The following is a 23409-nucleotide window of genomic DNA, read 5'->3' on the forward strand; positions in this document are numbered from 1 at the left end:
CCGCATCATGGCCGAAGACTCCGCCGATACCCCGCGCCCGCTCGCCGAAATTTCCCACGGCCCGTCTGCCTTCGAGGCATTTCTTGACCGTAACCAGAAGGGCATGATCGCGCTTGGCGTGGTCCTCGCGCTCGGTGCTGCCGGCTATATCGTGGTCCGTGGCATCAAGCAGGAGTCCGAGGAAGACGCCGGAGCGATCCTGATGAAATCCGAAGGCGTCTCCCAGCTCCAGAAGCTGGTGAAGGAGAAGCCTGACACTGCCGCTGCGGGCAGCGCGGAGCTGGTGATCGCCGCCAAGCAATGGGATGCGGGTGACCAGGGAGGTGCGGTGGAAACCCTGCGCGCGTTCATTTCCGCCAAGCCGCAGCATCCGGGCGTGATCAGCGCCAAGGCCAGCCTGGCTTCGCGCCTGGTGCAGATGGGCCAGAAGGACGAGGCGAAGAAGATTTTCACAGAATTGGCCGCTGATCCTGCGGCGCGCTACATCGCGCCCTATGCGCTGGTTTCGCTCGGCGATCTGGACAAGGCGGATGGCAAGCTGGACGAGGCCGAGAAGTCCTACAAGAAGGCGCAGAGCGACTTCGGCAGCAATCCGCTGAACAATCTCGCCGGCCAGCGCCTGAAGCTGCTGCGTTTCCACGCGCCGACGGAAATCGACGCGCCGCCCACGCCGCCGGCTCCCAAGGAAGGCGCAGGGCTGACACCGGGTGCTCCGGACGCTGCCTCGCTGCCGAAGGAGCTGAGCAACAATCCGCTGGGCAACATCCTCGGCGGTGGCGCGACGCCCGCTCCGGAAGAAGCCCCGGCGACGCCCGCCGAGCCACCGACTCCGCCCACCGAGCCGCAAACCCCGCCTGTGGAAGCTCCAAAGGAGTAACCTGATAGGGGAAATCAATTGACTTTCAACATCACCGCATTCCCTATTCCTACGCCATGAGCAATAGCTTCGGATTTCGCAAGATCACCGGCAACAAGCCGGAGGAACCCGCCGCCCCCACCGCACCGACGCCGACGGCGTCCTATGCCGCTCCGGCACCGGCTCCCGCTCCGGCCAGCTACAACCCTGAGCCGGTAGCTGCCGCTGCCTCCGTTCCCGCCACCTCCGCGCCACAGCGTCCGGTGGGCCCATCCCGCAACGTCCTGAGCTCGGACGTGGAGATCAAGGGCACGGTCAAATTCACCAATGATCTGGTGGTGGACGGTCGCATCGAGGGCGAAATCCAATCCGACGGCAACCTGACCGTGGGCGAAAACGCCCGCCTGAAGGCCGAGATCAAGACCAACACCGTGGTGGTGTATGGCAAGGTCCACGGCAACATCACCGCCACCGACCGCGTGGAGCTGAAGGCGACCGCCGAAGTGGTGGGTGACATCAAGGCCAAGACCCTTTCGATCGAGCCGGGTGCGATCTTCGTCGGCAAGTCCGCCGTTGGCACTCCTTCGACCCCGGCGGGTGCTCCTGCCAAGCCAGCGGGTGGCCAAGCCGCCGCTGCTCCGGCTCCGGCTGCCAAGCCGACCGACACCAAGCAGGGCACGCTTTCCGGCGTGGATTCCTGATCGGTCCGATCGCATCGCGATTTTTCGAAGCCCGCCCGGTTCACGCCGCGGCGGGCTTTTTGGTTCCCGGACTTCCGCATTGAGCCCGCGGGAAGGCGCGTCCATGTTCCCGCCATGCCTGCCGCAGCGCTCGATCTGAAGGAAGCGATCCTCGCCCTGAAAAAGGAACGTAATGCCGTCATCCTCGCTCACAATTATCAGACCGGCGATATCCAGGACATTGCTGACTACGTGGGTGACTCGCTCGGTCTGGCCTACCACGCGAAGGAGACGGATGCCGATGTGATTGCCTTCTGCGGGGTCCACTTCATGGCGGAGACGGCGAAGATCGTGAATCCTACTAAGGTCGTCGTACTTCCCGACAAGGATGCAGGCTGCTCGCTGGAGCAAAGCTGCCCGGGTCCGGAGCTCGAAGCCTTCCTCAAGGCGAATGCGGAGAAGAACTACTACGTGATCGCCTACATCAACTGCTCGGCGCACGTGAAGGCGCTGTGCGACGTGATCTGCACCTCCGGCAATGCGGTGAAGATCGTGAACAAGGCCCCGCAGGACCGGCCCATCCTCTTCGTGCCGGATGCGAATCTCGGCGCGTGGGTGATGGAGCAGACCGGCCGCAAGATGGACCTGTGGCAGGGCTCTTGCTATGTGCACGTGGAGTTCACGCGCGATTCGATCAACCGGATCAAGGCGGAGTATCCCGATGCGCTGGTGGTGGCTCACCCGGAGTGCACGCAAGCGGTGCGGCTGCTAGCCGATGAAGTCTGCTCGACGGAGAAGATGATCACCTTCTGCCGGAATGCGCCGGTGAAGGACATCATCGTGGTGACGGAGAGCGGCATGCTTCATCGCCTGCGCCGCGAGTGCCCGGACAAGAACCTGATCGCCGGGCCGACCGATCGCTGTGCTTGCGCGGATTGCCGCTACATGAAGATGAACACGCTTCAGAAGCTGCACGATTGCCTGGCCAATCTCAGCCCGCAGGTTGAGCTGCCGGAAGATATCCGGAAGCGCGCGGAGGCTCCGCTACTGCGAATGCTCGAGCAATCGCGCTGAGCAATTCTTGGGCGCTTTGCACCAGCGGCACGCCTTCCAGGCGTCGCAGCAGGGGAATGCTGAGCAGCAGCGCGATCGATGCCAGGCCGGCGCAGCCGAGGACCATGCGCATGCCGTGGGGCACGTCGACGGGCACGGATTCGATCGGAGTGGCGTAGACAAGCATGCGGGAGCCGGAGTTGGCACGGTGGCGCTCGTAGGACTCGATCACCGCCAGGAGCGTCCGCTGCGCCTCCAGCGGATCGTGTCCGCGTGCGGCGACTTGAATCATGTCCTGGCCGATCTCGCGCCTGAGGGTCAGGTGAGACCTCAGGAGCAGCTTCGCCATCGGATCCGGCGAGTGTCCGGCGGACAGTGCCGCAGCGGCTTCATCGATGATGGCGGCAGCACCGGCGTTCCCTAGGGTATCCATCGTCGCCGCGGGAAGCCGCAGGATGGCCTCGGACTGATAGACGGGTGGAGCCACCTGAATGATGGCGGTGCCAACCAGCCACATCGCGAGGGGAGCGAGTCCCACGGCGAGAATGATGCCGAGCGCTTTCCGGAAGTCAGGGGATCCACCCTTTTCGCGTTGTCCGCCCTTTGTGATCTTGCCGATCCAGCCCTCAGTGCGAATTTCCGAAATCATTCGAAAAATATGACCCGCTCAGGGTGGTGAAGTTCAAAAATCGTTGAAAATAAAGGTTTTACAAAGTTGATGATTAACTTTTCCTAATGAATTTTGGACGAGCACTTGAAGTGGTGTCGGAGAGGTCGAAAAATTCTCCGCGCAAAAGTGAATCGCGCCGCCGATTTCCTTGACAGAAGGCTCTGTCTCCGGCTTCTTTCCGGCCCGCGCGCGCCGAAAGGCGCACACGAAACAAAGCACCCATAGCTCAATTGGATAGAGCGTCTGACTACGGATCAGAAGGTTAGGAGTTCGAGTCTCTTTGGGTGTGCCACTTTCAAAGCCCTGTAACCGAAAAGGTTGCAGGGCTTTTTCGTGGTTATTGCACTCAAGGGTGCGAGGAGGCGGATGCGCCGGAATGCGGGGTTCTTTGCCGGCTTTATCGCGCGGTTTCCGAGCTTACCTGGGGACGAGCTTCACCAGCACGACGCCGTGGGAGGCCACCTTGGCTTCGAATTTGGCGGTGAAGGTTCCCAGATCCTGTTGTCGCCAGAGATCGCGTGCGGTCATTTGCTGGTCCTTCCCGAGCTTGAGGTCTTCCCAGCGGGCGGTGATGACGGCTTCGGTTGGGCTGAGGTTGAAGAGGCCGACTGCGATTGAGCCGTCTTCGAGGGGTTTGGCGTAGACGGCCAAATCGCCCTCGCCATTGACGCGAGTGGCGGATTTGCCGAGGGCGTCCTGATCGATCGCGAGCACCTCGTCATTGGTGAGGAGGCTGCAGGTGAAATCGTCGAGTTGTGCGAGGTCGCAGCCGATCAGCAAGGGGGCGGATAGCAGGCACCAGAGCGAGACGTGCGTGTATTGCTCATCGGGCGTTAGGCGGGTCGGGTGCATGGCTTCATCGATGCCGACCATGCCGAGGATCATCATGTCGGGATCATTCCAGTGGCCTGGTCCGCCATGTGGGGCCCACTTGTCCTGGGAGAAGCCGATGTCTTTCAGACGCTGCCAATTGTCGCGGATGTCGCCGGTGGTGCGCCATAGATTCGAGAGCCGCTGGTAGTCGTTGGCGAACTTGTGGTCGGCGCCGTTCGAGAGGCTGTAGATGATGTCGCGGTCGGTCTTTCGCAGGGCCTTGGTCATTTCCTCCACGTGGGGGACGTCGAGGGGATGCCAGTCGTATTTGAGATAGTCGACGCCCCATTCGGACCATTGGGAGACATCGTTAGTGACGAAGGGAAACTCGCCGAATTTCCGGATGCTGAGTTTCTTCGGTCGTGGGGCTTCGTGCTCGGTGCTGATGCGGTAGAACTCATTGTGATCGCCAGCTTCGATCCAATCACAGGTGCCATTCTTGTTAGGCGAGGATGAACCGATGAAGCCGGCGTAGGTGCCCTGCCATGGCGACGAGTAGATGCCGAACTTGAGGCCCATGGCGTGGAGCTCCCGACCGAGTCCGGCCATGTCCGGGAACTTGTAGTTAGGTTGGATGGCGTTGAGTTTGCCGCCGCGCTTTCCCTGCCAGCCGTCGTCGATATTCACGTAGGTCCAGCCGTGGGCTTGGAGGCCTCTATCCACGATGGCCTTGGCCGAGCCGAGGACTTTTTCCTGGCTGACGGAAGCGCCCCAGCAGTTCCAGCTGCTCCAGCCCATGGGCGGGGTCAGGGCGAGCTGGCTGCCGACGACGATCTTGAAGGTCTTTTTGGAGGAACCCAGGGTGTTCCTCGCGGCGAGGGTGATAGTGTGGGTGCCTTCTTCCTTCAGGACGCCGGTGATCCTGCCGGTGCGTGGGTCCAGTTGGAGGCCGGGTGGTAGTCCGGATGCCGCGTAGTCGAGGGGTGCTTTTCCGGACGCCGGGATGGTGTATAGAAAGGGTGAACCGGGACGGACGCCGAAGGTGTCGGGGCCATTGATGCGTGGCGTTTCGGGAGCGGGCGGGGTCAGGATCAGAGAGCGATCGATTTCAGCGGCGCGGAGGGTGCTCGTGTGGGCGAGCAGCATCGAACCCAGGGCGACGATTGCGATGGCGGAGAGGCGAGGAAGGGTCATCCGGGATTTGGTGATCGTGGGTTGAAGGACTATTCAGTCGCGGTGGCGGATCCTGACAAAATGCATCTGGCATGGGCGCGGCTTGCCGTCAGATTTCCGGTGCTGGCGGGAATTGTCCGAAACGGTCGAAAGGCTGGTTTCCTCGCCCTCGTTGAGAAGGAGCCGGTTGCTGATTAACCATGAGAATTTCGAGTTCATTTCCGAGGGTCGCGACGCTGGTCGGCGCGGTCGTCGTTGCGACCTTGTCTCCAGTTGTCAGTTCCGAGGGGGCTTTGTGGTCATTGGTGCCGGTAACCCGCCCGGCGGTTCCGGAAGGTGACGCGGCGATGGTGAATCCGATCGACCGTTTTCTGGAAGCGGAGCGTGCGGCCAAGGGGCTCGCGGCGGTGGGGCCGGCGGACAAGCTGACGCTGCTGCGCCGCGTGCATCTGGATCTGACCGGGCTGCCACCATCGCCTGCGGAGCAGGAGGCCTTTCTGGCGGATGCTTCTCCGGATGCTTATGAAAAGGTGGTGGACCGGCTGCTGGCCAGCGAGCAGCACGCGGTGCGGTACGCGCGGCACTGGCTGGATGTGCTGCGGTATGCGGATACGGACGAGAAGATGGGACCGGGGACGGGGATCTATCTTTGGCGCGACTGGGTGATCAACGCGCTGGGCGAGGATCTTCCCTACGACCAATTCGTGCAGCTTCAGCTGACGGGTCGTCGCGTCAACGAGAGGAGCCAGATGTCGCCGACGGGCTTCCGCTCGCGCAAGGAGCCGCGGCCGGGTGACATCTTCGCGCTGGGATTCCTGGCGCGGGGTGTGGGGGCGGATCCGCAGGATCTGGCGATCAATGCGGTGGACACGGTTTCGAGTGCCTTCATGGGACTGACCATCGGCTGCGCGAAGTGCCATGATCACAAGTTCGATCCGGTCTCGCAGGTCGACTACTATTCGATGAAGGCGTTGTTCGATCCGCTCGTTGCCAAGAAGATCAATCTGGCGAGTGCCAGTGATTTAGTCGCGGCGGGGAAGGTGATGGAGGAGACGCAGAGGAAGCGTGCGCCCTTCGAGAAGGAGCTGGGTGCTTTCCTCGATCCGTATAAGACGAAGCTGCGCGAGGAACGGATCCAGATGCTTCCGCCTGACGTGCAGGTGGTCATTCGCAAAAGCGAGAAGGAGCGGACCGTGGCGGAGCAGAAGATCGCCGATGATTATTTCCCGATCCTGCGGATCGATAACGACAAGATCGAGGAGGTGCTGCCGGGCGATGCGATCGGGACGTATCGCGATTTGAAGAGGAAGGTCGATGAGGCGGGGCGGGGGAATGCTGCGCCGGAGCTTCCAGCATTCAATTCGGTGGATGTGGATCGCGCCCGCGAGCAGGAAAAGAGCTACATCCTCACGAGCGGTGATCCGACGCGGCCCGAGCATCAAAACGAGGTGAAGGCGGGCTGGCCCTTTGCGAGCGGCGAGTATGATTTCCGTGACGGGCGGATCGAGGCGTTTGCGGATTGGCTGACAAGTCCTTCCAATCCGCTCTTCGCGCGCGTGGCGGTGAATCGCCTGTGGCAATGGCATTTCGGGCTGGGGCTGCAGAAGACGCCGAGCGACTTCGGGTTGCAATCCGATGGGCCATCGCATCCGGCATTGCTCGACTGGCTGGCTTCGGAATTCGTGAAGCAGGGCTACAGCATGAGGCAGATGAACCGGCTGATGGTGACTTCACAGGCGTACCGGATGAGTTCGGAAGTGCCATCGGAATCCATGGCGAGCCAGGAGATCGATCCGGGTGACACTTGGCTGTGGCACTTCAGGTTGCAGCGTCTGGAGGCGGAGCCGATTTGGGATTCGATTCACGCGGCGGCGGGCAGACTTGATTTGCAAGTCGGTGGCCGGTCCTTCGATCCGAACGGTGGCGGGCAGGGACGTAACAATGGTGGGGATGATGCCGCGAAGGCGAGTGGATCTCCCAAGCGTCGCGCTGCCTACATGATCCGCGGGTATTCGCCGAGCCGTGATGTGACGCCGGGTTTCCTGCAGTCCTTCGATGTGGATGACGGGCGTGTGCCTTGCCCGGTGCGAACGCAGACGGTCACTGCGCCGCAATCGCTCTTTCTCATGAACAGTCCGGAGATCGAAGCTGCGACCACGGGGCTTGCCGCGCGGTTGAAGGATGAGTCCGGTGGGGATATGAACCGGGCGATCGAGCTCGCGTATCGCTTGACCATCGCGCGTCCGCCGAGCTCAAGCGAAAGCGATCGTGCGGCGGCCTACCTTGAGAATAATCCGGAACGCCTGAAGCAGCTTTCGTGGCTCATCTTCAACCTCGATGAATTCACCTATGTCCGCTAATTCGGAGCTCTTTCCCTGCGGACGGATTTCGCGACGGAACTTCCTCTTTCAAGCGGGTGGAGGATTCCTTGGCACTGCGCTGGGCGGGCTGTGGGCGCAGGAGGGTGAGATCAAGGATGCGATACTGGGACCTCATTTCGAGCCGAAGGCGAAGTCGGTGATCTTCCTGTTCATGTGCGGGGGTGTCAGCCATATCGATACCTTCGACCCCAAGGGCAATGATCATGCGGGCAAGCTCATCGATGCCATCGGCTTCGGTGACAATCAGGCATCGATGATGCGTCCGGTGATTCCGTGCCTGCGGACGTTCACGCGTTATGGGAAGTCCGGGATTCCGGTCTCGGATTGGTTTCCGCATGTGGGCGGGGTGATCGATGATATCGCGGTGGTGCGTTCGATGTGGTGCCACGAGGGGAATCACTTTCCGGCGGTGATCGAAACGTGCACGGGGCATCGCGGGCGGGCATTCGAGCATCCGACGTTTGGGAGTTGGATTTCCTATGCGCTTGGTTCGGTGAACCGGAATCTGCCGACCTTTGTTAACATCGGCCGGCCATCGTCACCGGTGCAGCTTACGGGCGGCTACCTCGGCGCGTCGGTGGCGGCGACGCCTTTCCAACCGGGTGAGGTTCCGATCCCGAACCTGCATCCACCGAAGGGCAGCAGTGGTGCCGAACGGGAACGGCAGGCGCAGGTGCTGCATGAGATGAATCAGGAATTCCGCCAACGCTATGCGGTCAATTCGGACATCCAGGCCCGGGCGAAGGCATACGAGCTTGCGGCGAGCATGCAGATGTCGGCACCGGAGGCGGTGGATTTCTCGCGTGAGCCGGAGCACATCAAGACGCTGTATGGACTCGATCGCCCGGAGACGGCGGAGTTTGGAAAACAGCTTTTGCTGGCCCGTCGACTGGCGGAGCGGGGTGTGCGTTTCATCCAGATCTGCAACTCGGGCGGCGGCAATGGCGGGTGGGATGCGCATGGCGACATGAAGACCCATGAACCGCTGTGCCGGGCCACCGATCGGCCTATCGCGGGGCTGATCAAGGATCTGAAGCAGCGGGGGATGCTCGACGAAACGATGGTGGTGTGGACGAGTGAATTTGGCCGCACGCCATGGTCACAGAATACGACGGGACGTGATCATAATCCGAAGGGCTATACTTCCTGGCTCGCGGGTGGCGGGATCAAGGGAGGGATTGTTCACGGTGCGACGGATGAAGTCGGCTACAAGGCGGTGGAAAGTCCGCACTACTACAGCGACCTTCACGCCACCATTCTGCGGCAGCTCGGGATCGATCATACCAAGATGGAGATCCCGTCGCTCGGGACCGTCTCGCGTCTTGTGGAAAACGGGGGGCCGATTCAGGAGATCATTAGCTAGCCAAGGACCCAGAGGTTGGGTGTTCGAATCTCTTTGGGTATGCCACTTTCAAGGCCCTGTAACTGAAAAGGTTGCGGGGGCTTTCCTTCTGGCCGGGGAATGGGGCAAATCGAACGAGGCGGAAAGGTCGCGCCGGGGCCTAAGAATCTGCTTCAGCGCCGGGAAAAATGGTGAAGAATCAAGGCAACGAAAGGCGTGGATCGCCCTTCAATCGAACGTGAATCCGTCCATGGACCCTGACAATCATCCCCTGCTCCTCGCTCTTGTGCTCCGCATCGTGGCGTTCATTTGTGGCTTTGCCACGATCTTGCTGGTGCTTGGCGCGTTTGGCAGCACCGCCGAGATGGCCAAGGAGAACTTTTCCCATGCCTTCATGTGCGTGGCCTCATTGGTCGGTTTGCTGTGGATGGCTGCGGTGCTGGAGCTCTTGCACAAGATCGCGGGGAAGAAGAACCCGCCCGAGGATGAGTAATTCAGGGTTCCTCGATGCGGAATCTGAAGAGGCGGCGGGTGCCGCCGGGGTCACGTGGAAAGCTGCGGCTGACGCCGGGGACGGGAAGGCCGTCGTTGGCCGGGACGTTCCAAGTGTCCCAGCTTTGGAAGTCGGTGCTGGTCTCTAACCGCATGCTGCGGTCTTCCAGATTCGGGAAGGTCAGCGAGGTATTTCCGACGGTGAGTGCCGGGTGCCAGAGGCTGGTGCCGCTGTTAGGGTCGGTGTGGGTGAGGAATTCCTGATGGTTGGTGATGCCATCGGTGTCGGGGTCTGCGTTGGGATCACCGGCTGGTGATGTGATGTTGCCGAAGTGTTCCTGACGCCATTCGGTGTAGAACTGGCGAGTGGAGAGTGGGCCATCGATCCAGGATTGGAGGAGTTGGATGCCTTGTGGGTCGAGTTGGGAAGTGGCCAAGGGAGGCATGCGGGTGAAGCCATTGGCGGTAGCGATGCGGTTCCAGATGACGGATTGATCGTGATGGCCGGGGACGATGAGTTGGTAGGGTGAGGAAGCGATGGAGGTGGCTCCGTTGACGATGCCGGTGGACTCCAGGGAGAGATGCGCGCGGATGTCGAATTCACCGCCGCCGGTGCCGCCGCTCTGGTGGCAGTAGGAGCAGTTGACGGCGAGGTAGGAGCGGACCCTGGCTTCGAGGGTGTAGGCGGTTTCGTCGGGCCGGATGTGGTGGGGCAGGGTGTTTGGAGCCTGGGGCAGTGAGTTCAGGTAGCCGGCTTGTTGGAGGAGGGTGAGGAAGTTGCCGGTTGCGCTGGCCAGGGAACCGGGGCGATTGAGCTGGCGGGTATTCAGGCTGAGGAAATGGCCGCCTTGCGGGGTGTGGCAGGTATTGCACTGGGAGCGGCTGGGGATCTGCCATGTCTGGACCAGCGGAGTGCCGTGATCGGTGATGTTGAGGTCGAAGCTGACTCCTTCGTCTGGCGCGAGAGTCGCTTCGGTGCCGGCTTCATTCCAACGATAGCTGACGCCGTAGGTGCCATCGGTGGTGCGGACGAGGACGCGGGTTTCGATTCGTTTTTTCGTGGCGGGGTTGCCGCGTTCGAGCTCGAGGTCGAAATGCTTCACGAAGACCGCGCCTGTTGGAGATTGCCACGGGGCATCGGCGGCGTAGGCGAACTGGCCGATGGTGTCTTTGATTGCGAACCAGCGCTTCTTGACGGCATGGTCGGACCAGAAGGTGAGATTGGGTTCGTAAGGAACCACGCCGGGATTCGGTGACAGGTTTGTTAGATCGGCGAAGATGCCGGTGGCGCCGAGGGTTTGAGGGAAGGTTCCGGTGGCGGTGGTGGTGACCAGGCGGCGGACCACGCCGTCGCCGTGGTCCAGCATCAAGAGGCTAGAGTCGGACGGGTCCATAGCGAATGCCACGAGTCCGGACTCGCCGGCAATGCGTGCGACGACGGGCGGAGAGCCATCCGCATTCATCGACCAGATGTTTCCGGAAAGGAAGTCGGCGAAGAGGTATTTGCCCTGGAGTGCGGCGTAGCGATTGCCGCGATAGACGAGTCCGCCGATGATGGAGTTGCCTTGGAAGGGGCCGGTGCCGTGGCCGTATTCATACACGGGAGGAATGAGCGTGGCGGCGGCGGGAGGGGTGCCCTTGCGGGGGAGGGTTCCTTCGAAGAAGGCCCAGCCGTAGTTGCCGCCCTTGGTGACGCGATCGATTTCCTCCCGGTCGTTCAGGCCGACGTCGGCGAGCCAGAGGTTGTTGTTGAGGGGATCCCAGCTGAACTGCCATGGATTGCGGAAGCCGATGGCGTAGTATTCGGTGAACACGGCGGATGGAGTGACCGGGAGGCCATTGAAGCTGGTAGCTCCGATGAAGGGATTGTCCGCGGGGATCTCGTAGAGCGGATGTCCGCCATGGAGCACCACTGCGGGATGAGCGTTTGGCGGGAGGCTGCTGTCGTCACTGCCGGTGCCATCGGCAGGCGTGTAGTCCTCGGGCTCGAGGTCGACATCGAGGCGCATCAGGCCGGACCAGAAGCCCTTGTCGATGCGCTGGGAATTGTTGCTCGGATCGGGATGGCCATCGCCATCGCCGAAGCCGACGTAGAGGTAGCCATCCGGTCCGAAGTTGCACTCGACGATGCCGTGGATGCGCGGCTGGTTGCCGGAGTCGAGCTGGTAGAGTTGGTTGATGAGGATCTCTTCGGTGGCGAGGGAGATTGGCGCGTTGGTGGCGGGAGTGGCGGATTTGAAGCGGGAGAGGCGGATGTATTCGGAGCCTGCCTCCAGATGATTGTAGGCGACGAAGATGTAGCCGTTCGTCGCGAAGGACGGATGAAGGGCGAAGCCCTTGAGGCCCTCTTCGTTTCCGTCATCGAGGGTGATGGTGGAAAGATCGAGGTAAAGAAGCTTCTGTGGTGAACTCGCGGTGACGTCAGGGATGACGTAGATCTTCCCACCGCGTTCCGCGACGAAGAGCCGCTTTGTATCGCCCTGCGGGCTCTCCATGCTGCTCGGGTAGGTGAAGCTCACGCCGGGAAAGGCATCGACGACAGCGAAGTCCACCGCGGGTGGCGAGGCCGGCATCTGCAGCGTGGTATTCGGGAGACGGAGGGCGGTGCTGAAGGTGATGGTGACCGTGGCCGGAGCGGAGAAGGCTCCCAAGGTTCCCTTGACGCGATAGGTGAAGGAGTCGGTGGCGGGAGTGCCGGTGAGGTGCTTGTAGAGGATCCTTCCCTGCGAGTCGGGAACGGCGGTTCCGGAGGTGGGAGCTGTTAGAATTTCGACGGTGGAGGGCTGAACGGCCGGGTCGTCGTTTGCGAGCACGTCTAACAGCACGCTGGCGGAGTGATGCATGATGACCGCATCCGAAGCGACTGCCGGCGGCAGGGCGGAAAGCGGCATGCCGGGGTGTTCGTGAAGGAAGCCCACTTTTTCCGCCGACAGTGCTTCGTTGTAGACTTGGACGTCGTCGATGGTGCCGTCGAAGGGATCGGTGGGTGCGGCGCGACCGAGGCGGCCGATTTCGAAGTTGTTGAAGACCGGCAGATTCGTGGCGGTCATGGTCTGGGTGTTCGCGAGCGTGCCATCCACCCAAAGCTCCAGCTTGGCAGCGGAGACATTCACGGTCATGGCGAGGTGGTGCCATGCGCCATCGTTCACCGGTGGGACTGCGGGGGAACTGAAGATGCCGGTTTGTTGGGCCGCGGCGGCACCGACCGGACGATTGCGGGCGCTGGCGGAGCCGAGGAAGCCTGCCTGGCCTGCGGCGACGCCGAGGTCGGCGTAGACATTGGCGACGGTATTGTCCCCGGCGAAGACGGCGGTGGTGCGGTTGCCAGTGGTGTCGGTGGTCTTGACCCAAGCAGAGATCGTCAATGCGCCGCTGCCGGTGATGGCCGGGAAGAACGAGGCATTGCCCATGTCGACGATGCCGGCTTGGTTCGCGTTGTTGTTGAAGCGGTAGGCATTGCCGGCGATGCCGGCCACACCGGTGGTGACGGCGGATCCCACGGTGCCGGTGGTGGCACCGGCGACCTGATTGAGCGCGGTGGTGGTGCCTGCGGCCTCGTCGAACTTGTAATGGGCGACGAGGTCCGCACGAAGGTGGCCGCCCGATAACAGGGCGGCCACTAACAGGTGATGGGTGAAGCGCATCCGGCTCAAGGGTTCTCAAGGCGATAGAAGCCCCGTGCGCCTGTGGCCTGGGCGGCGGGCACTGTCGCGACACCCGCACCGGTGCCATCGGTGGTGGCGGTGACCGGTGGAGCCATCTCGGCGAAGCCACCGAGGGTGGTGGATTTCGTGACGCGGAAGGTGGCGTTTGGAGATCCGGAGAAGTGGATGACGTAGTCGCCGCCAATGAAGCCCATGGAGGTGATGGTGGTGGCGCCTGCACTCACGGGTGAGGTTCCCGCGGTTTCCTCGGCTTCATTGTTAAAGCCATCACCATCGGGATCACCGAGGCCGTTCTGTGCGGTGATGTTGCCGAAGAAGGTGATTTCCCATTGGTCATCGAGCCGGTCGTGATCTTCATCCGCCGAGATGCCGGGAGTATTATGAAGGGCGGCGATGCGGGCGGGGGAAAGGGCTTCGTTGTAGATCTGCACGTCATCGATGAGCCCGTCGAGCGCATCGGTGGGAGCCTTGCGGCCGAGACGTCCGATCTCGAAGTTGTTGAACACGGGAAACGCGGCCAAGGGGATGGCGGTGTTCTGGCCGGTGGGCACGCCGTCCACGTAGAGCTTGGTGCTGGTGGTGGCGAGATCGATGGTGAACGCGACGTGGTGCCAGACGTCATCGTTGACCAAGGCGGTGTTGGGAGCGGTGTTGCTGAAGATCTCGGCGATGTTGACGTTGCCATTCGGCCGGAGGCGTCCGCTGAGTGCGCCGACATTGCCGACCTGTCCGGCGATGCCCATGTCGACGTAGCTGTTGTCGAGGGTGCTGTTCGCGGCAGAGATGATGGTATTGCGGCCGCTTGAGGTGTCGGTCGACTTGACCCATGCGGTGTAGGTGAGTGCCTTCGCCGCGAGGATGTCCGTCAGGAAGGGCGCATTGCCCATGTCGACGATGTCGGCTTGGCCGGTCAGGTTGTGGAAGCGATAGGCATTGCCTGCGATGCCGGTCTGGCCGGTGGTGACTGCGGAGCCCACGGCTCCCGGGCTATTGCCCAAAGCGCTGACGGCGGTGGAAGCCGCGGCGGCTTCGTCGAACTTGTAGTGGGCGACGAGTCCCCTGGAGACGGTTGGGACGGAGACGGAATCCTTGGGATTGCTGCCGAAGGTGAACTCGGCCTTGTCGTTGAAGCCGTCGCCATCGGTGTCCAAGAGGTTGGGATTGGTGCCCGCGGTGACGCCGGCGACGTAGGCTGAGTCGGGGTTTTCCTGGCCATCCAGGAGGCCATCGTTGTCACTGTCAGGATTAAGCGGATCGGTGCCGGTGAAGGGCAGGGGATCCGGAGCAACGATGCCGGTCCAGGTGCCGGCGCGGTCTTCCTGGCGATCGGTGTAGCCGTCGTGATCGGTGTCGGCGTCCTTGGGATTGGTGCCGTTCAGGCCGGAGTTATACTCGCTCACGTTGTCGAGTCCATCGTGGTCAGGATCGCCGAAGGTGCCGTTGTCGCCCACGTCGCTCTTCGGATTGAGCGTGTTGGCGATTTCCCAGCCGTCCGGGAGGTTGTCGAAGTCCGTGTCTGGATTGTTCGGATCGGTGCCGGGGCCGGGGAGGTTTACCTCGATGCCGTCGCTGAGGCCGTCGTCATCGGAGTCCGCGTCGAGTGGATTGGTGAGGGGCGCGGTATGGAGTTCCGCGCCGTCGGTGCGACCATCGCCATCGGTGTCGGCGATGGTGGGATTGGTGCCGGCGGCGAGCTCTTCGGCATTGGTGGCGCCGTCATTGTCGGGGCCGATATCAGTACCGGACTGGGCGGTGATGTCGCCGAAGTATTGGATTTCCCAGGCGTCGGTGAGGCCGTCGACGTCGGAGTCGGCATCGGTGTAGGCTTGGCCCGGGTGATTCTTGAGGTAGCCGATCTGTGCGGCGGTCAGGGCGTGATCGTAGACTTGCACGTCATCGACGAGGCCTTGGTAGGGATCGGTCGGGGCGCTGCGTCCGAGGCGGCCGATTTCGAAGTTGTTGAAGACCGGCAGGGCGAGGGTGGTCAGGGTCTGGGTATTGGCGAGGACTCCGTCCACCCAGAGCTCCATCTTGGACGCGGACAGGTCCACGGTCATGACGAGATGGTGCCAGGCATTGTCATTCACGGCCGGCACGGCTGGTGAACTGAAGATGCCGGTGGACTGCGCACCGCCGGAGCCGACGGGACGGTTGCGGGCGCTGACGGAGCCGAGGAAGCCGACCTGACCTGCGGCGACTCCGAGGTCGGCATAGACCGCGGTGGCGGTGTTATCGCCGGCGAAGACGACGGTGTTGCGATTGCCGGTGGTGTCGTTGGTCTTCACCCAAGCGGTGAAGGAGAGCTTGCCGCTGGTGGTGAGAGCTGGGAAGAAGGACGCATTCGCCATATCCACGATGTCCGCCTGATTCGAGGTGGCACCGCCGAAGCTGTAGGCATTTCCCGCGATGCCGGCGACGCCAGTGGTCACTAGGGAGCCTACCGCGCCGGTGGAGCTGCCCGGTACTGCATTGGCAGCGGTGGTCGCGGCGGCGGGTTCGTCGAACTTGTAGTGGGCGACCAAGGTGGCGTGGCCGGGAGTGGCCAGGCCGCAAATGCCGGTGGCAAGCGGTAGGAGGTAGCGTTTCATGGGTTTTGGGTTTTTACCGGAGGGAACGGGTTGAGGTCCGTCCGCAGACGAACGCATCCCTCCAGTATCAAGGGACGACGTCTCGCCCCCGAACCCGACGCACTTTTTTCGCGCGCATGAAAAAGGCTGCGGTTCGCAGCCTCAGCCGCCCTTTTCCGTCGCCATCTTTTCCGCTTCCCGGAGGAGCATCAGGACGGCCCATTGGTTGTACCAGAGGGTCCCGTCGGCGTTGTAGAGTTGCAACGGTGGCTTGGTCCACTGGTCGACCTCCTTGCGCAGGTCCTTCAAGGCGGACGGGATGGCTGCGGCGCGGCCCTGCTGCATGTCCACCATCGCGAGGACCAGCTGATTGGAGACTTTCCGATGGGCGCTGTCGTTTTCGCTCTTGGCACCGATATCGAGGCTGCGCTGTGCCCATTCGGCGGCGTCATCCAGGCGGCCTTGCCGGTAGGCGATCATGGCGAGCGAGAATTGCCGCCAGGCTACCATGTGAGGTCCCTTTCCGGTCAGGGGTTCATCGAGTGAATCCTCGAGAACTTTGATCAGCGGCTTCAGCCGTTCCAAGGTGGTGGGGTCGGCGGGTTTCATCAGCGTCGCCTTCACCACCTGCTCCGCTACGATCGGATTGGCCGAATTGGCAAAGCGCTTGATGGCGAGCATGCGCAACTCTTCAAATTGCCCGGGCTCGCCCCATTCGCAGACGGCGGTGAGGACGGAAAGGAGATCGAAGGAGATGTGCTCCGAGTCCGTCATGTCCACGCTGGTGAGGACGTGCCCGAGTGCGTTGAAGCGCTTGGCGGCGGTTTGCAGGTTCCCCTTGGTCAGGTTCCAGTTGGCCACCCGCATGAAGGTGGTGGCGGCTTCGAGCGAACGTGGCACGCGATCGACGGGCAGGCCTTCCAGGAGTTTATCCGCCTCCTTCTCGTCATTGTATTTCAGCCGCACGGCCGCTTGCGAAACGAGGTCTCCGGCTTCCGCTACCAGAAGCAGCCGGGCCTGCTCGTTGCGGGCATCGCGTTCGCGAAAGAAGAGCCACGTCGAAAGCGCGAGGCCGCCTAACAGGCCGAACAAGGCGATGCCGGCGGCGGCGAAGGTCACGCGGTTGCGACGGACCAGCTTGGTGAAGAGATACCGGCGGCTCGGCGGGCGGGCGAGGACCGGCTCTTCATTCAGGTAGCGCCGGACATCCATCGCGAGTCCATTGGCCGTTTCGTAGCGGCGATGGCGTTCGTTCTCGACGGCCTTCATGACGATCCAGTCGAGATCGCCCGCCAGAAGGGAGGGCAAGCGCTGGGGATCGACCCCGCGTTCACGGGCGATCGTTTCCATCTCATCGGCGGGGATGTCCCTGAGGCGGACGGATGGTGCGACGGTATCGCCTTCGCGGACGATGGCGCGGATTTCCTCGAGACCCCGGTCCTTGAAGTGATCGTGAGTCAAAGGCGGCCTGCCCGTGAGCAACTCGCGGAGCAGGGCGCCGAGGCTGTAGATGTCGGTGCGGGTATCAATGTCCACGCCGCCTTCCGCTTGCTCGGGACTCATGTAGGCGGGGGTGCCGATGAGCTGACCGGACAGGGTCATGGTGCCTTCCGCGTCGAGACTGCCAGCGGCGGCCTTGGCGATGCCGAAGTCGATCACCTTCGGCTCGGCGCGTCCTTCAAGCTCGCGGACGAGGACATTGGATGGCTTGATGTCGCGATGGATGACGCCCTTCTGATGGGCGTGCTGGATGGCCTCGCAAACGAGGGTGAACAAATCCAAGCGGGCGCGGATGCCGAGGTGCTTGCGATCGCAGAACGCGGTGATCCTCTCGCCGTCCACGAGCTCCATCACGAAGTAGGGGCGACCTGATGGAGTCGCGCCGCCATCAAGCACGCGGGCGATATTGGGATGGTCCATCAGCGCGAGGGCCTCGCGCTCGAGATTGAAGCGGGCGACGACGTTCTCGGTGTCCATGCCGAGGCGGACGATCTTGAGGGCGACCTTCCGCTTCACCGGTTCGCGCTGCTCCGCCAGATAGACGACGCCGCAGCCGCCGGCGCCGAGGCGATCGATCAGGTGATAGGGGCCGATGCAGGCGCCGAGGCCGGATTCTTCTTCGGCCGGAGAGTCCACCGTTTCCACCTCCGCCGGTTCAAGATCGAAGAAGTCTTCGGCATCCTGCTGGATCTCTAACATTTCCTCCAGCTGCCGGAGGCGGGCGGCATCGCCCTGGCAGGCGAACTTGAGGAAGGCGCGGCGCACGGCCGATTCGCGGAAGCTGGCCGCGGCGGTGAAGAGCATCTCGTTGATCGACGGGATCATCGCGCGGTCTCCTGGCGGATCATGTGATAGAGCCGGGTCTTCGCGTAGGCCCAGCGGCGCTCCACGGTGCGCTCGGTGACGCCATCCATGGTGGCGATCTCGTGGTTCGAAAGGCCGCCGAAGAACTTGAGCGAAATCACCCGCACGCACTCGGGCTCCTCCTTCTCCAGGCGGGTCATCATCTCATCGACCAGCAGGACCCGCTCATCGAGCGTGGCGGCGGGGACGTCGAGGCCGTGGACCTCGATATCCAGCAGCTCCATGTTTTCGCCGCGCTTCAGCCGTGCCTTGGCGCGGGCGCGGTCGACGAGGATGTGGCGCATTGCCTGGGCGGCGGCGCGGAAGAAGTGGGCACGTCCTTCCCAAGGGCGGCTCTCGTCACCGGAGATCTTGAGCCAAGCCTCATGAACGAGGGCGGTGGCCTGCAGGGTTTCGCCGGCCGGGATGGTGGACATCCGTCTCTGGGCGAGGCTCCGGAGTTCATCGTAGACGAGCGGCAGGAGCTCGGCGGAAATGAGGGTGCTGTTGCCGCTCGCCGATTGAAGAATCCGGGTCAGTTCTTCCACACCGATAAAATTAATCCGCAGGTTCGAAATTTGTCGATGCGGGAGGGCGCGGGTGCCGAGGCCCCTGTGGAACGGTCGGAGACTTGTCGCTGAAGAGGTTCGGGGGCGAAGAGTGCCGCAGGGGAGGGCGGGAGAGGCGGATTCGGGCCGAGCCTTGATGTTTGACCATCCCGGAATTTTTAGATATTTAAAGGGGGCAATGACGGCCCAGCAGCAACAGTGGTTCTTTTCAGCCGGTGGCGAACGATACGGCCCGGTGGGTTTCGACTACCTTCTCGAGCTGGCCAAGTCGGGGCGTCTGGACCCGCGGAATGACATGGTCTGGACCACCACGCTGAGCGATTGGGAGCCGGCGGGCGAGGTTGAGGGCTTGTTCGAGCGCCGGGCGGTCAAGGAAGGCGGATCGATGGATGCCTCCGGAGATTTTGCGAGCACGGGCACCTTCGAATCCAAGCCGATCCCCAAGGCTCACTTTCCGGGCACGGGCCGGATGGGCTACCTGATGGGCACACTGGTGGTGCCGGTGATTCTGATCGTGGCCTGGCAGTTTGCCCTGCCTTTCCTCCAGCCGCATGTGCCGGGGAATCTCCAGAAGTACCTGCCGCCGGTGATTTTCCCGCTGGCCGGGCTGCTGTCGCTGGCAACGGTGGTGAAGCGCTTCCGCAACGTGGGAATGAGCGGCTTGTGGTTCTTCGGCCTGCTGGTGCCGGTGCTGAATATCTGGCTGGGATACCGCCTGCTGGCGTGCCCGGCGGGCTACTCGGTGGGCCGGAAGCTGGACACCGCCGGGAAGCTGGTGGCCGTTCTCTACTGGGGTACGCTGATCGCCGGCATTGGCCTTTCGGTTGCTGCCGGCGTGGGTGCCTTCGGTGAATTGAAGGAGTCGGGAATGCTGCAGGAGATCACCACGCAGTTCAACGACCTGCGGAAGTCCGCCCTGCCCGAGCGCTGATCCGGGTCACTCTCCTTTCAGCTGGGGAGCGACCGTTCCTGCCGGTGCGGATTGCGGCGTGGCCGTTGCTGCCGGTGCGGGCTGCGGAGCGACAGCGCCTGTCGGTGCGGTTTGTGGCGATGCCTCGCGAATCCAAGCGGTCATCTGCTGATCGGTTGGCAGCTCGTCTTTCTCAAGTGCCTCGGCAAACTTCTCGAAGGGAGCTGACGGGATCTTGTTGCCGGTCGGTGTCTTGGTCGCTTCGACCGCTTGCTTGGCGGTTGCCTTGGCGGCTTCCTTGTCGCCGAGCGACCATTGGACCTTGGCCAGGATGTGGTACTGCACGGGGTGGCCGCCCTTTTCAAGCTGCTTGGCCAAGGTGGTAGCCACGGCCTTGCGGAAGCTTTCCGGGACATCCGGCGTCTGGGTGATTTTCTGGGCGGTGGAGGTGACGACCGAGGCCGCGATCGGCTCGCTGGACAACTTGGCGAGAGAGGACTCGGCGGAGGTCCAGTCGCCCTTCCCCATGAAGAGGTCGAGCTCAAGAAGGGGCAGCGTGCGGCTTTCGGGATCGAGCTTCTTCAGGTCAGCGAAGGCAGCATCCATGGCGGGGACGTCCTTCGCCATGGTGGCCGTCCGGAATGCATGGAGAGCCTTGCTGGCTTCCACCTGCTTGCGTTGGCCTTCCTTGACTCCCTCGAGCGCCTTCGCTTCCGCGTCGCCGCCGGCGAGCAGGCCCTCAATGAGGGACTCGGTGATTCCCATCGGGTGGGTGGTGAGGACCACCTTGCCATCCTTCACCACGAAGGCGTGCGGGATGCCGGTGACGCCGGCGGGATTGAGCCATTCGGTCTCGAAGGCACCGCCCTTGCCGGTGTAGGCGACCGGGTAGGACATGCCGTCGCCCTTGTTCTTCACGAACTCTTCGACCTTGTCCTTGCCGTCTTCCCAGACGTTCACGCCGATGACGCGCAGGCCTTTTTCCTGATACTTGTCGTAAAGCTCGTCGACGTGCGGGATGGCGGCGATGCAGGGGCCGCACCAGGTGGCCCAGCACTCGAGGACGTAGACCTTGCCCGGCTCCCAGGCGGTGGGGGCGGAACCCTTGATCCACTCGAGTTTCCCGAGGGTGTCAGGGGTGACCGCGTCGCCTTGCTTCTGGGCGAAGGCAGGCAGGGCGGCGGCGAGGAAGAGGGAGGCGTAGGCAGTTTTCACGGGATTTCAACGACGCCCGGAGGCGGTTTTGCTTATTGTTGATGAAGAAAGGACTTCCGGCACAGCTCGGCATATTTGCCGCCGCGTGACCACAATTCGTCGTGGGTTCCTTCTTCAATCACGCGGCCTTTTTCAAGGACGTAGATCTTGTCGGCATTGCGAATGGTGGAAAGGCGGTGGGCGATGACGAAGGCGGTGCGGTTCTCCATGAGGCGGTCGAGCGCGTCCTGGATCTGGCGCTCGGTTTCACTGTCGACCGAGGCGGTGGCCTCGTCCAGTAGCAGGATGGGGGCGTTTTTCAGGAGCGCGCGGGCGATGGAGAGGCGCTGCTTTTCCCCGCCGGAGAGCTTCACGCCGCGCTCGCCGACATTGGTATCGAGCTGCTGGGGGAGGTCTTTCACGAAGGCTTCGGCATGGGCGGCATTGAGGGCGGACCACATTTCGGCGTCGGTGGCATTGCGTTTCGCGAGGGCGAGGTTCTCGCGGACGGTGCCATTGAAGAGGAAAGGCTCCTGGGTCACGTAGCCGAGGCGGTCGCGCAGGGAGGCCTTCGAGAGGGTGGCGATGTCGATGCCGTCGATCGTGACCGAGCCGCTGTCGCGCTCGTAGAAGCGGGTGAGGATGGAGAGCACGGTGGATTTGCCGGCGCCGGTCGAGCCGACCAGTGCGATGGTTTGGCCGGGACGGGCCTCCAGATCGACCTCGTGCAGGGTGGGCTGGTCCCCGTAGGCGAAGGAGACGTTTTCGAAGCGGACGTGGGCCTGGATTTTCTCCGGGAGGGTGGCGCCGCCGGAGGCATTTGGCTCGTCCTCGGAATCGACGATCTCGAAGACCCGGTCGGCTGCGGCGCGGCCGGAGAGGATCATCTGGTTCAGGCCATTGAGGCGGTCGATCGGTTCGTAGAAGAGCGAGAGGGAGAGGAAAAAGGCGGTGAGATCGCCGATTTTCAGCGAGCCTTCCATGACTGCCCGGCCACCGAGGGCCAGCACGAAGACGTAGCCGGTCATGCGGACGAAGGACATGGTGGGCGAATAGATGGCCCACCATTTCATCATCCGGAGCGTGGCCTGGCGGAGGGCCTCCGAGTAGTGATTGAAGCGGCCGTGCTCGGCCTCCTCCGCGGCGTAGGCCTTGATCTGGCGGATGCCGGAGATGTTGTCGTGGAGGATGGCATTGAGGTCGGAGGAGGCGTCGCGCTGGTTCCGGTAGCGGTCGCGGCCCCTGGTTGAGAAAAACCACGCACCCACGGCGAGCAGGGGCACCGGCATGGTGGCCCAGAGGGCGACCTTGGCATTCAGGATGAAGAGGAAAATGCCGACGCCAATGACCTGCAGGACCGCCACCAGGCCCTGCTCGATGCCGTCGATGAGGACCCGCTCCATATTGGTCACGTCCTCGACCACCCGCGTCATGACGTCGCCGGTGCGGCGGGTGTCGAACCAGCGCAGGGGGAGCCGCTGGATTTTGGCGTAGAGGTCGGAGCGGATGTCGTAGATGACTTTTTGTTCGAAAGTGTTGTTAATAAAGATCCTCAGGGAATTCAGGCCGTCCTTGAGCAGGAAGCCGAGGAGGGCGAGGCCGATCCAGAAGGGGAATTCGCCGTGGCGCGCCGGGTTCGGGATGATGGTGTCGATGACGTGCCGGGTGGCATTCGGGAACACGAAGACGGCGAGGGTCATGCCGACGGCGCAGCAGAGCTGGGCAGTGGCGAGTCCGGGATAATGGCGGAGGTAGGAAAAGACGCGCAGGACGGAATTCATCGGCGGGCTGTTGGTGCGGTGTGCATCCTTTGTAAATCCACGTGACACAATCGCGAAATTTGGTGTTGCCGGGCCGGAGCACGCGTCCCTAGTTTGCGCCTTAGAACAAGACCCAACCAGTCACCGTCAAAACCCCATGGCCAACGTATTTGCCATTCTAACTGCCATTGTGCTCGCCGCAGCCGCTTTTATCGCTTCGAAAAACAAAACGAAGTACGAGGCCGAAATTGATGCACGCAAGACCGAGGAGAGCCGACTGCACAAGTCGGAGGCTCGCTTGGAGGACCTCTCGAAGCAGTACACTGCGACCGCTTCGGAGCACAAGTCGACCGATGAGACCAACGCGTCCCTGACCGAGACCGAAAGCGCGCAGAAGAAGAAGAACTCCGGCCTCGAGTCGGCGCTGGCTGAAAAGGAAGCCCAGGCTGAGTCGAACGCGAAGAAAATCGCCAGCATCGAGGAAGGCATGAAGGAGCTCGGTCCGATCGACGAGATGGTCGACAAGATCAAGACCACCAGCCAGGACCTCGCCAAGCTGAAGGATGACATCGACGCCAACCAGGCCAAGCTCGCGGACCTCACCGGCGAGAAGACCCGCACCGAGGGTGTGATCTCCTCCTACCGCGTGAAGGACAGCAACTACTCCAACAAGCGCTCCTTCTTCTCTTCCACCCGGATCAGCCAGATCTTCCCGGCTTACGGTTTCGTGACCCTGCCGATTGGCAACGCCGGTGGTGTGGTTTCCGGATCGCCGCTCAACGTCGTCCGCGACGGCGCGGTGGTCGCCAAGCTCCGCGTCAGTTCGGTGGAATCCGGTCGCGCCGCGGCTGAGATCGTGCCGGACTCGCTCGCCGAGGGAACGACCCTGATGGTGGGTGACCGCGTGGTCCCCGGCGCTGATGGCGAAAAGAAGTGAACTA

Annotated in this window: 16 protein-coding genes and 1 tRNA gene; 9 read left to right on the forward strand and 8 right to left on the reverse strand. The window is 62.6% G+C overall.

The window, feature by feature from the left end; genetic code table 11:
• Positions 1-7 precede the first annotated feature (7 nt).
• The 3 genes from WKV53_RS21680 (at position 8) to nadA (ending at position 2610) form a co-directional block, all read left to right on the forward strand.
• The gene (locus WKV53_RS21680; protein ID WP_341406905.1) at positions 8-877 is read left to right on the forward strand and encodes a tetratricopeptide repeat protein; all 870 of its coding nucleotides are present in this window, start codon (positions 8-10) and stop codon (positions 875-877) included.
• 56 nt (positions 878-933) lie between these two features.
• Positions 934-1557, forward strand: a complete 624-nt coding sequence (locus WKV53_RS21685) for a bactofilin family protein (protein WP_341406906.1) — start codon at positions 934-936, stop codon at positions 1555-1557.
• Positions 1558-1671: 114 nt separating this feature from the next.
• The gene (gene nadA / locus WKV53_RS21690) at positions 1672-2610 is read left to right on the forward strand and encodes a quinolinate synthase NadA (RefSeq protein WP_341406907.1); all 939 of its coding nucleotides are present in this window, start codon (positions 1672-1674) and stop codon (positions 2608-2610) included.
• On the opposite strand, the gene WKV53_RS21695 is transcribed toward nadA, so the two are convergent.
• Positions 2528-3238 carry a hypothetical protein gene (locus WKV53_RS21695; protein WP_341406908.1) on the reverse strand — a complete coding sequence of 237 codons (711 nt, stop codon included), beginning with the start codon at positions 3236-3238 and terminating at the stop codon, positions 2528-2530. The genes nadA and WKV53_RS21695 overlap by 83 nt on opposite strands.
• 236 nt (positions 3239-3474) lie before the next feature.
• Here WKV53_RS21695 and WKV53_RS21700 point away from each other — a divergent pair.
• Positions 3475-3551 (forward strand) — tRNA-Arg (locus tag WKV53_RS21700).
• A gap of 125 nt (positions 3552-3676) precedes the next feature.
• On the opposite strand, the gene WKV53_RS21705 is transcribed toward WKV53_RS21700, so the two are convergent.
• Positions 3677-5266 (reverse strand): putative Ig domain-containing protein, encoded by a 1590-nt coding sequence (locus WKV53_RS21705; protein ID WP_341406909.1) that lies wholly within the window; start codon positions 5264-5266, stop codon positions 3677-3679.
• Between the two features lie 179 nt (positions 5267-5445).
• Between WKV53_RS21705 and WKV53_RS21710 the strand changes: the two genes are divergently transcribed.
• The 3 genes from WKV53_RS21710 to WKV53_RS21720 all read left to right on the forward strand — a co-directional run bounded on the left by WKV53_RS21710 (position 5446) and on the right by WKV53_RS21720 (position 9461).
• Positions 5446-7605, forward strand: a complete 2160-nt coding sequence (locus tag WKV53_RS21710) for a DUF1549 and DUF1553 domain-containing protein (RefSeq protein ID WP_341406910.1) — start codon at positions 5446-5448, stop codon at positions 7603-7605.
• Positions 7595-8989 (forward strand): DUF1501 domain-containing protein, encoded by a 1395-nt coding sequence (locus WKV53_RS21715; protein ID WP_341406911.1) that lies wholly within the window; start codon positions 7595-7597, stop codon positions 8987-8989. Before WKV53_RS21710 ends, WKV53_RS21715 begins: the two co-directional genes overlap by 11 nt.
• A 229-nt stretch (positions 8990-9218) precedes the next feature.
• Positions 9219-9461, forward strand: a complete 243-nt coding sequence (locus WKV53_RS21720; RefSeq protein ID WP_341406912.1) for a hypothetical protein — start codon at positions 9219-9221, stop codon at positions 9459-9461.
• Position 9462: 1 nt separating this feature from the next.
• Here WKV53_RS21720 and WKV53_RS21725 read toward each other — a convergent pair whose 3' ends face one another.
• The 4 genes from WKV53_RS21725 to WKV53_RS21740 all read right to left on the reverse strand — a co-directional run bounded on the left by WKV53_RS21725 (position 9463) and on the right by WKV53_RS21740 (position 18583).
• Complete coding sequence (locus tag WKV53_RS21725; RefSeq protein WP_341407074.1) at positions 9463-13104, reverse strand: PQQ-dependent sugar dehydrogenase; 3642 nt, start codon at positions 13102-13104, stop codon at positions 9463-9465.
• 5 nt (positions 13105-13109) lie between these two features.
• Positions 13110-15713: a LamG domain-containing protein gene (locus tag WKV53_RS21730; RefSeq protein ID WP_341406913.1), complete on the reverse strand. Its 2604-nt coding sequence runs from the start codon at positions 15711-15713 to the stop codon at positions 13110-13112.
• Between the two features lie 141 nt (positions 15714-15854).
• Entirely contained in the window at positions 15855-18017 is a 2163-nt protein-coding gene (locus WKV53_RS21735; protein ID WP_341406914.1) for a serine/threonine protein kinase, read from the reverse strand.
• Positions 18014-18583, reverse strand: a complete 570-nt coding sequence (locus WKV53_RS21740) for an ECF-type sigma factor (protein ID WP_341406915.1) — start codon at positions 18581-18583, stop codon at positions 18014-18016. The genes WKV53_RS21735 and WKV53_RS21740 overlap by 4 nt, the downstream gene beginning before the upstream one ends.
• Before the next feature lie 199 nt (positions 18584-18782).
• Between WKV53_RS21740 and WKV53_RS21745 the strand changes: the two genes are divergently transcribed.
• Positions 18783-19535, forward strand: coding sequence for a GYF domain-containing protein (locus WKV53_RS21745; protein WP_341406916.1), 753 nt, complete (start codon positions 18783-18785; stop codon positions 19533-19535).
• Between the two features lie 6 nt (positions 19536-19541).
• Here the strand turns inward: WKV53_RS21745 and WKV53_RS21750 are convergent, their stop codons facing one another.
• A complete protein-coding gene (locus tag WKV53_RS21750) occupies positions 19542-20729 on the reverse strand; it encodes a redoxin family protein (protein ID WP_341406917.1) in 1188 nt (395 codons plus the stop codon).
• 32 nt (positions 20730-20761) lie between these two features.
• Complete coding sequence (locus tag WKV53_RS21755; protein WP_341406918.1) at positions 20762-22489, reverse strand: ABC transporter ATP-binding protein; 1728 nt, start codon at positions 22487-22489, stop codon at positions 20762-20764.
• 136 nt (positions 22490-22625) lie between these two features.
• On the opposite strand from WKV53_RS21755, the gene WKV53_RS21760 reads away from it, so the two are divergent.
• Positions 22626-23405, forward strand: coding sequence for a hypothetical protein (locus WKV53_RS21760; RefSeq protein WP_341406919.1), 780 nt, complete (start codon positions 22626-22628; stop codon positions 23403-23405).
• Positions 23406-23409 lie beyond the last annotated feature (4 nt).

It is taken from the genome of Luteolibacter sp. Y139 (assembly GCF_038066715.1).
GTDB lineage: Bacteria > Verrucomicrobiota > Verrucomicrobiia > Verrucomicrobiales > Akkermansiaceae > Haloferula > Haloferula soli.

Bases quoted from the DNA above. Each gene is read 5' to 3' on its own strand.
- WKV53_RS21680 (WP_341406905.1), top strand. From the start codon at position 8: ATGGCCGAAGACTCCGCCGATACCCCGCGCCCGCTCGCCGAAATTTCC.
- WKV53_RS21685 (WP_341406906.1), top strand. From the start codon at position 934: ATGAGCAATAGCTTCGGATTTCGCAAGATCACCGGCAACAAGCCGGAG.
- nadA (WP_341406907.1), top strand. From the start codon at position 1,672: ATGCCTGCCGCAGCGCTCGATCTGAAGGAAGCGATCCTCGCCCTGAAA.
- WKV53_RS21695 (WP_341406908.1), bottom strand. From the start codon at position 3,238: ATGATTTCGGAAATTCGCACTGAGGGCTGGATCGGCAAGATCACAAAG.
- WKV53_RS21705 (WP_341406909.1), bottom strand. From the start codon at position 5,266: ATGACCCTTCCTCGCCTCTCCGCCATCGCAATCGTCGCCCTGGGTTCG.
- WKV53_RS21710 (WP_341406910.1), top strand. From the start codon at position 5,446: ATGAGAATTTCGAGTTCATTTCCGAGGGTCGCGACGCTGGTCGGCGCG.
- WKV53_RS21715 (WP_341406911.1), top strand. From the start codon at position 7,595: ATGTCCGCTAATTCGGAGCTCTTTCCCTGCGGACGGATTTCGCGACGG.
- WKV53_RS21720 (WP_341406912.1), top strand. From the start codon at position 9,219: ATGGACCCTGACAATCATCCCCTGCTCCTCGCTCTTGTGCTCCGCATC.
- WKV53_RS21725 (WP_341407074.1), bottom strand. From the start codon at position 13,104: ATGCGCTTCACCCATCACCTGTTAGTGGCCGCCCTGTTATCGGGCGGC.
- WKV53_RS21730 (WP_341406913.1), bottom strand. From the start codon at position 15,713: ATGAAACGCTACCTCCTACCGCTTGCCACCGGCATTTGCGGCCTGGCC.
- WKV53_RS21735 (WP_341406914.1), bottom strand. From the start codon at position 18,017: ATGATCCCGTCGATCAACGAGATGCTCTTCACCGCCGCGGCCAGCTTC.
- WKV53_RS21745 (WP_341406916.1), top strand. From the start codon at position 18,783: ATGACGGCCCAGCAGCAACAGTGGTTCTTTTCAGCCGGTGGCGAACGA.
- WKV53_RS21755 (WP_341406918.1), bottom strand. From the start codon at position 22,489: ATGAATTCCGTCCTGCGCGTCTTTTCCTACCTCCGCCATTATCCCGGA.
- WKV53_RS21760 (WP_341406919.1), top strand. From the start codon at position 22,626: ATGGCCAACGTATTTGCCATTCTAACTGCCATTGTGCTCGCCGCAGCC.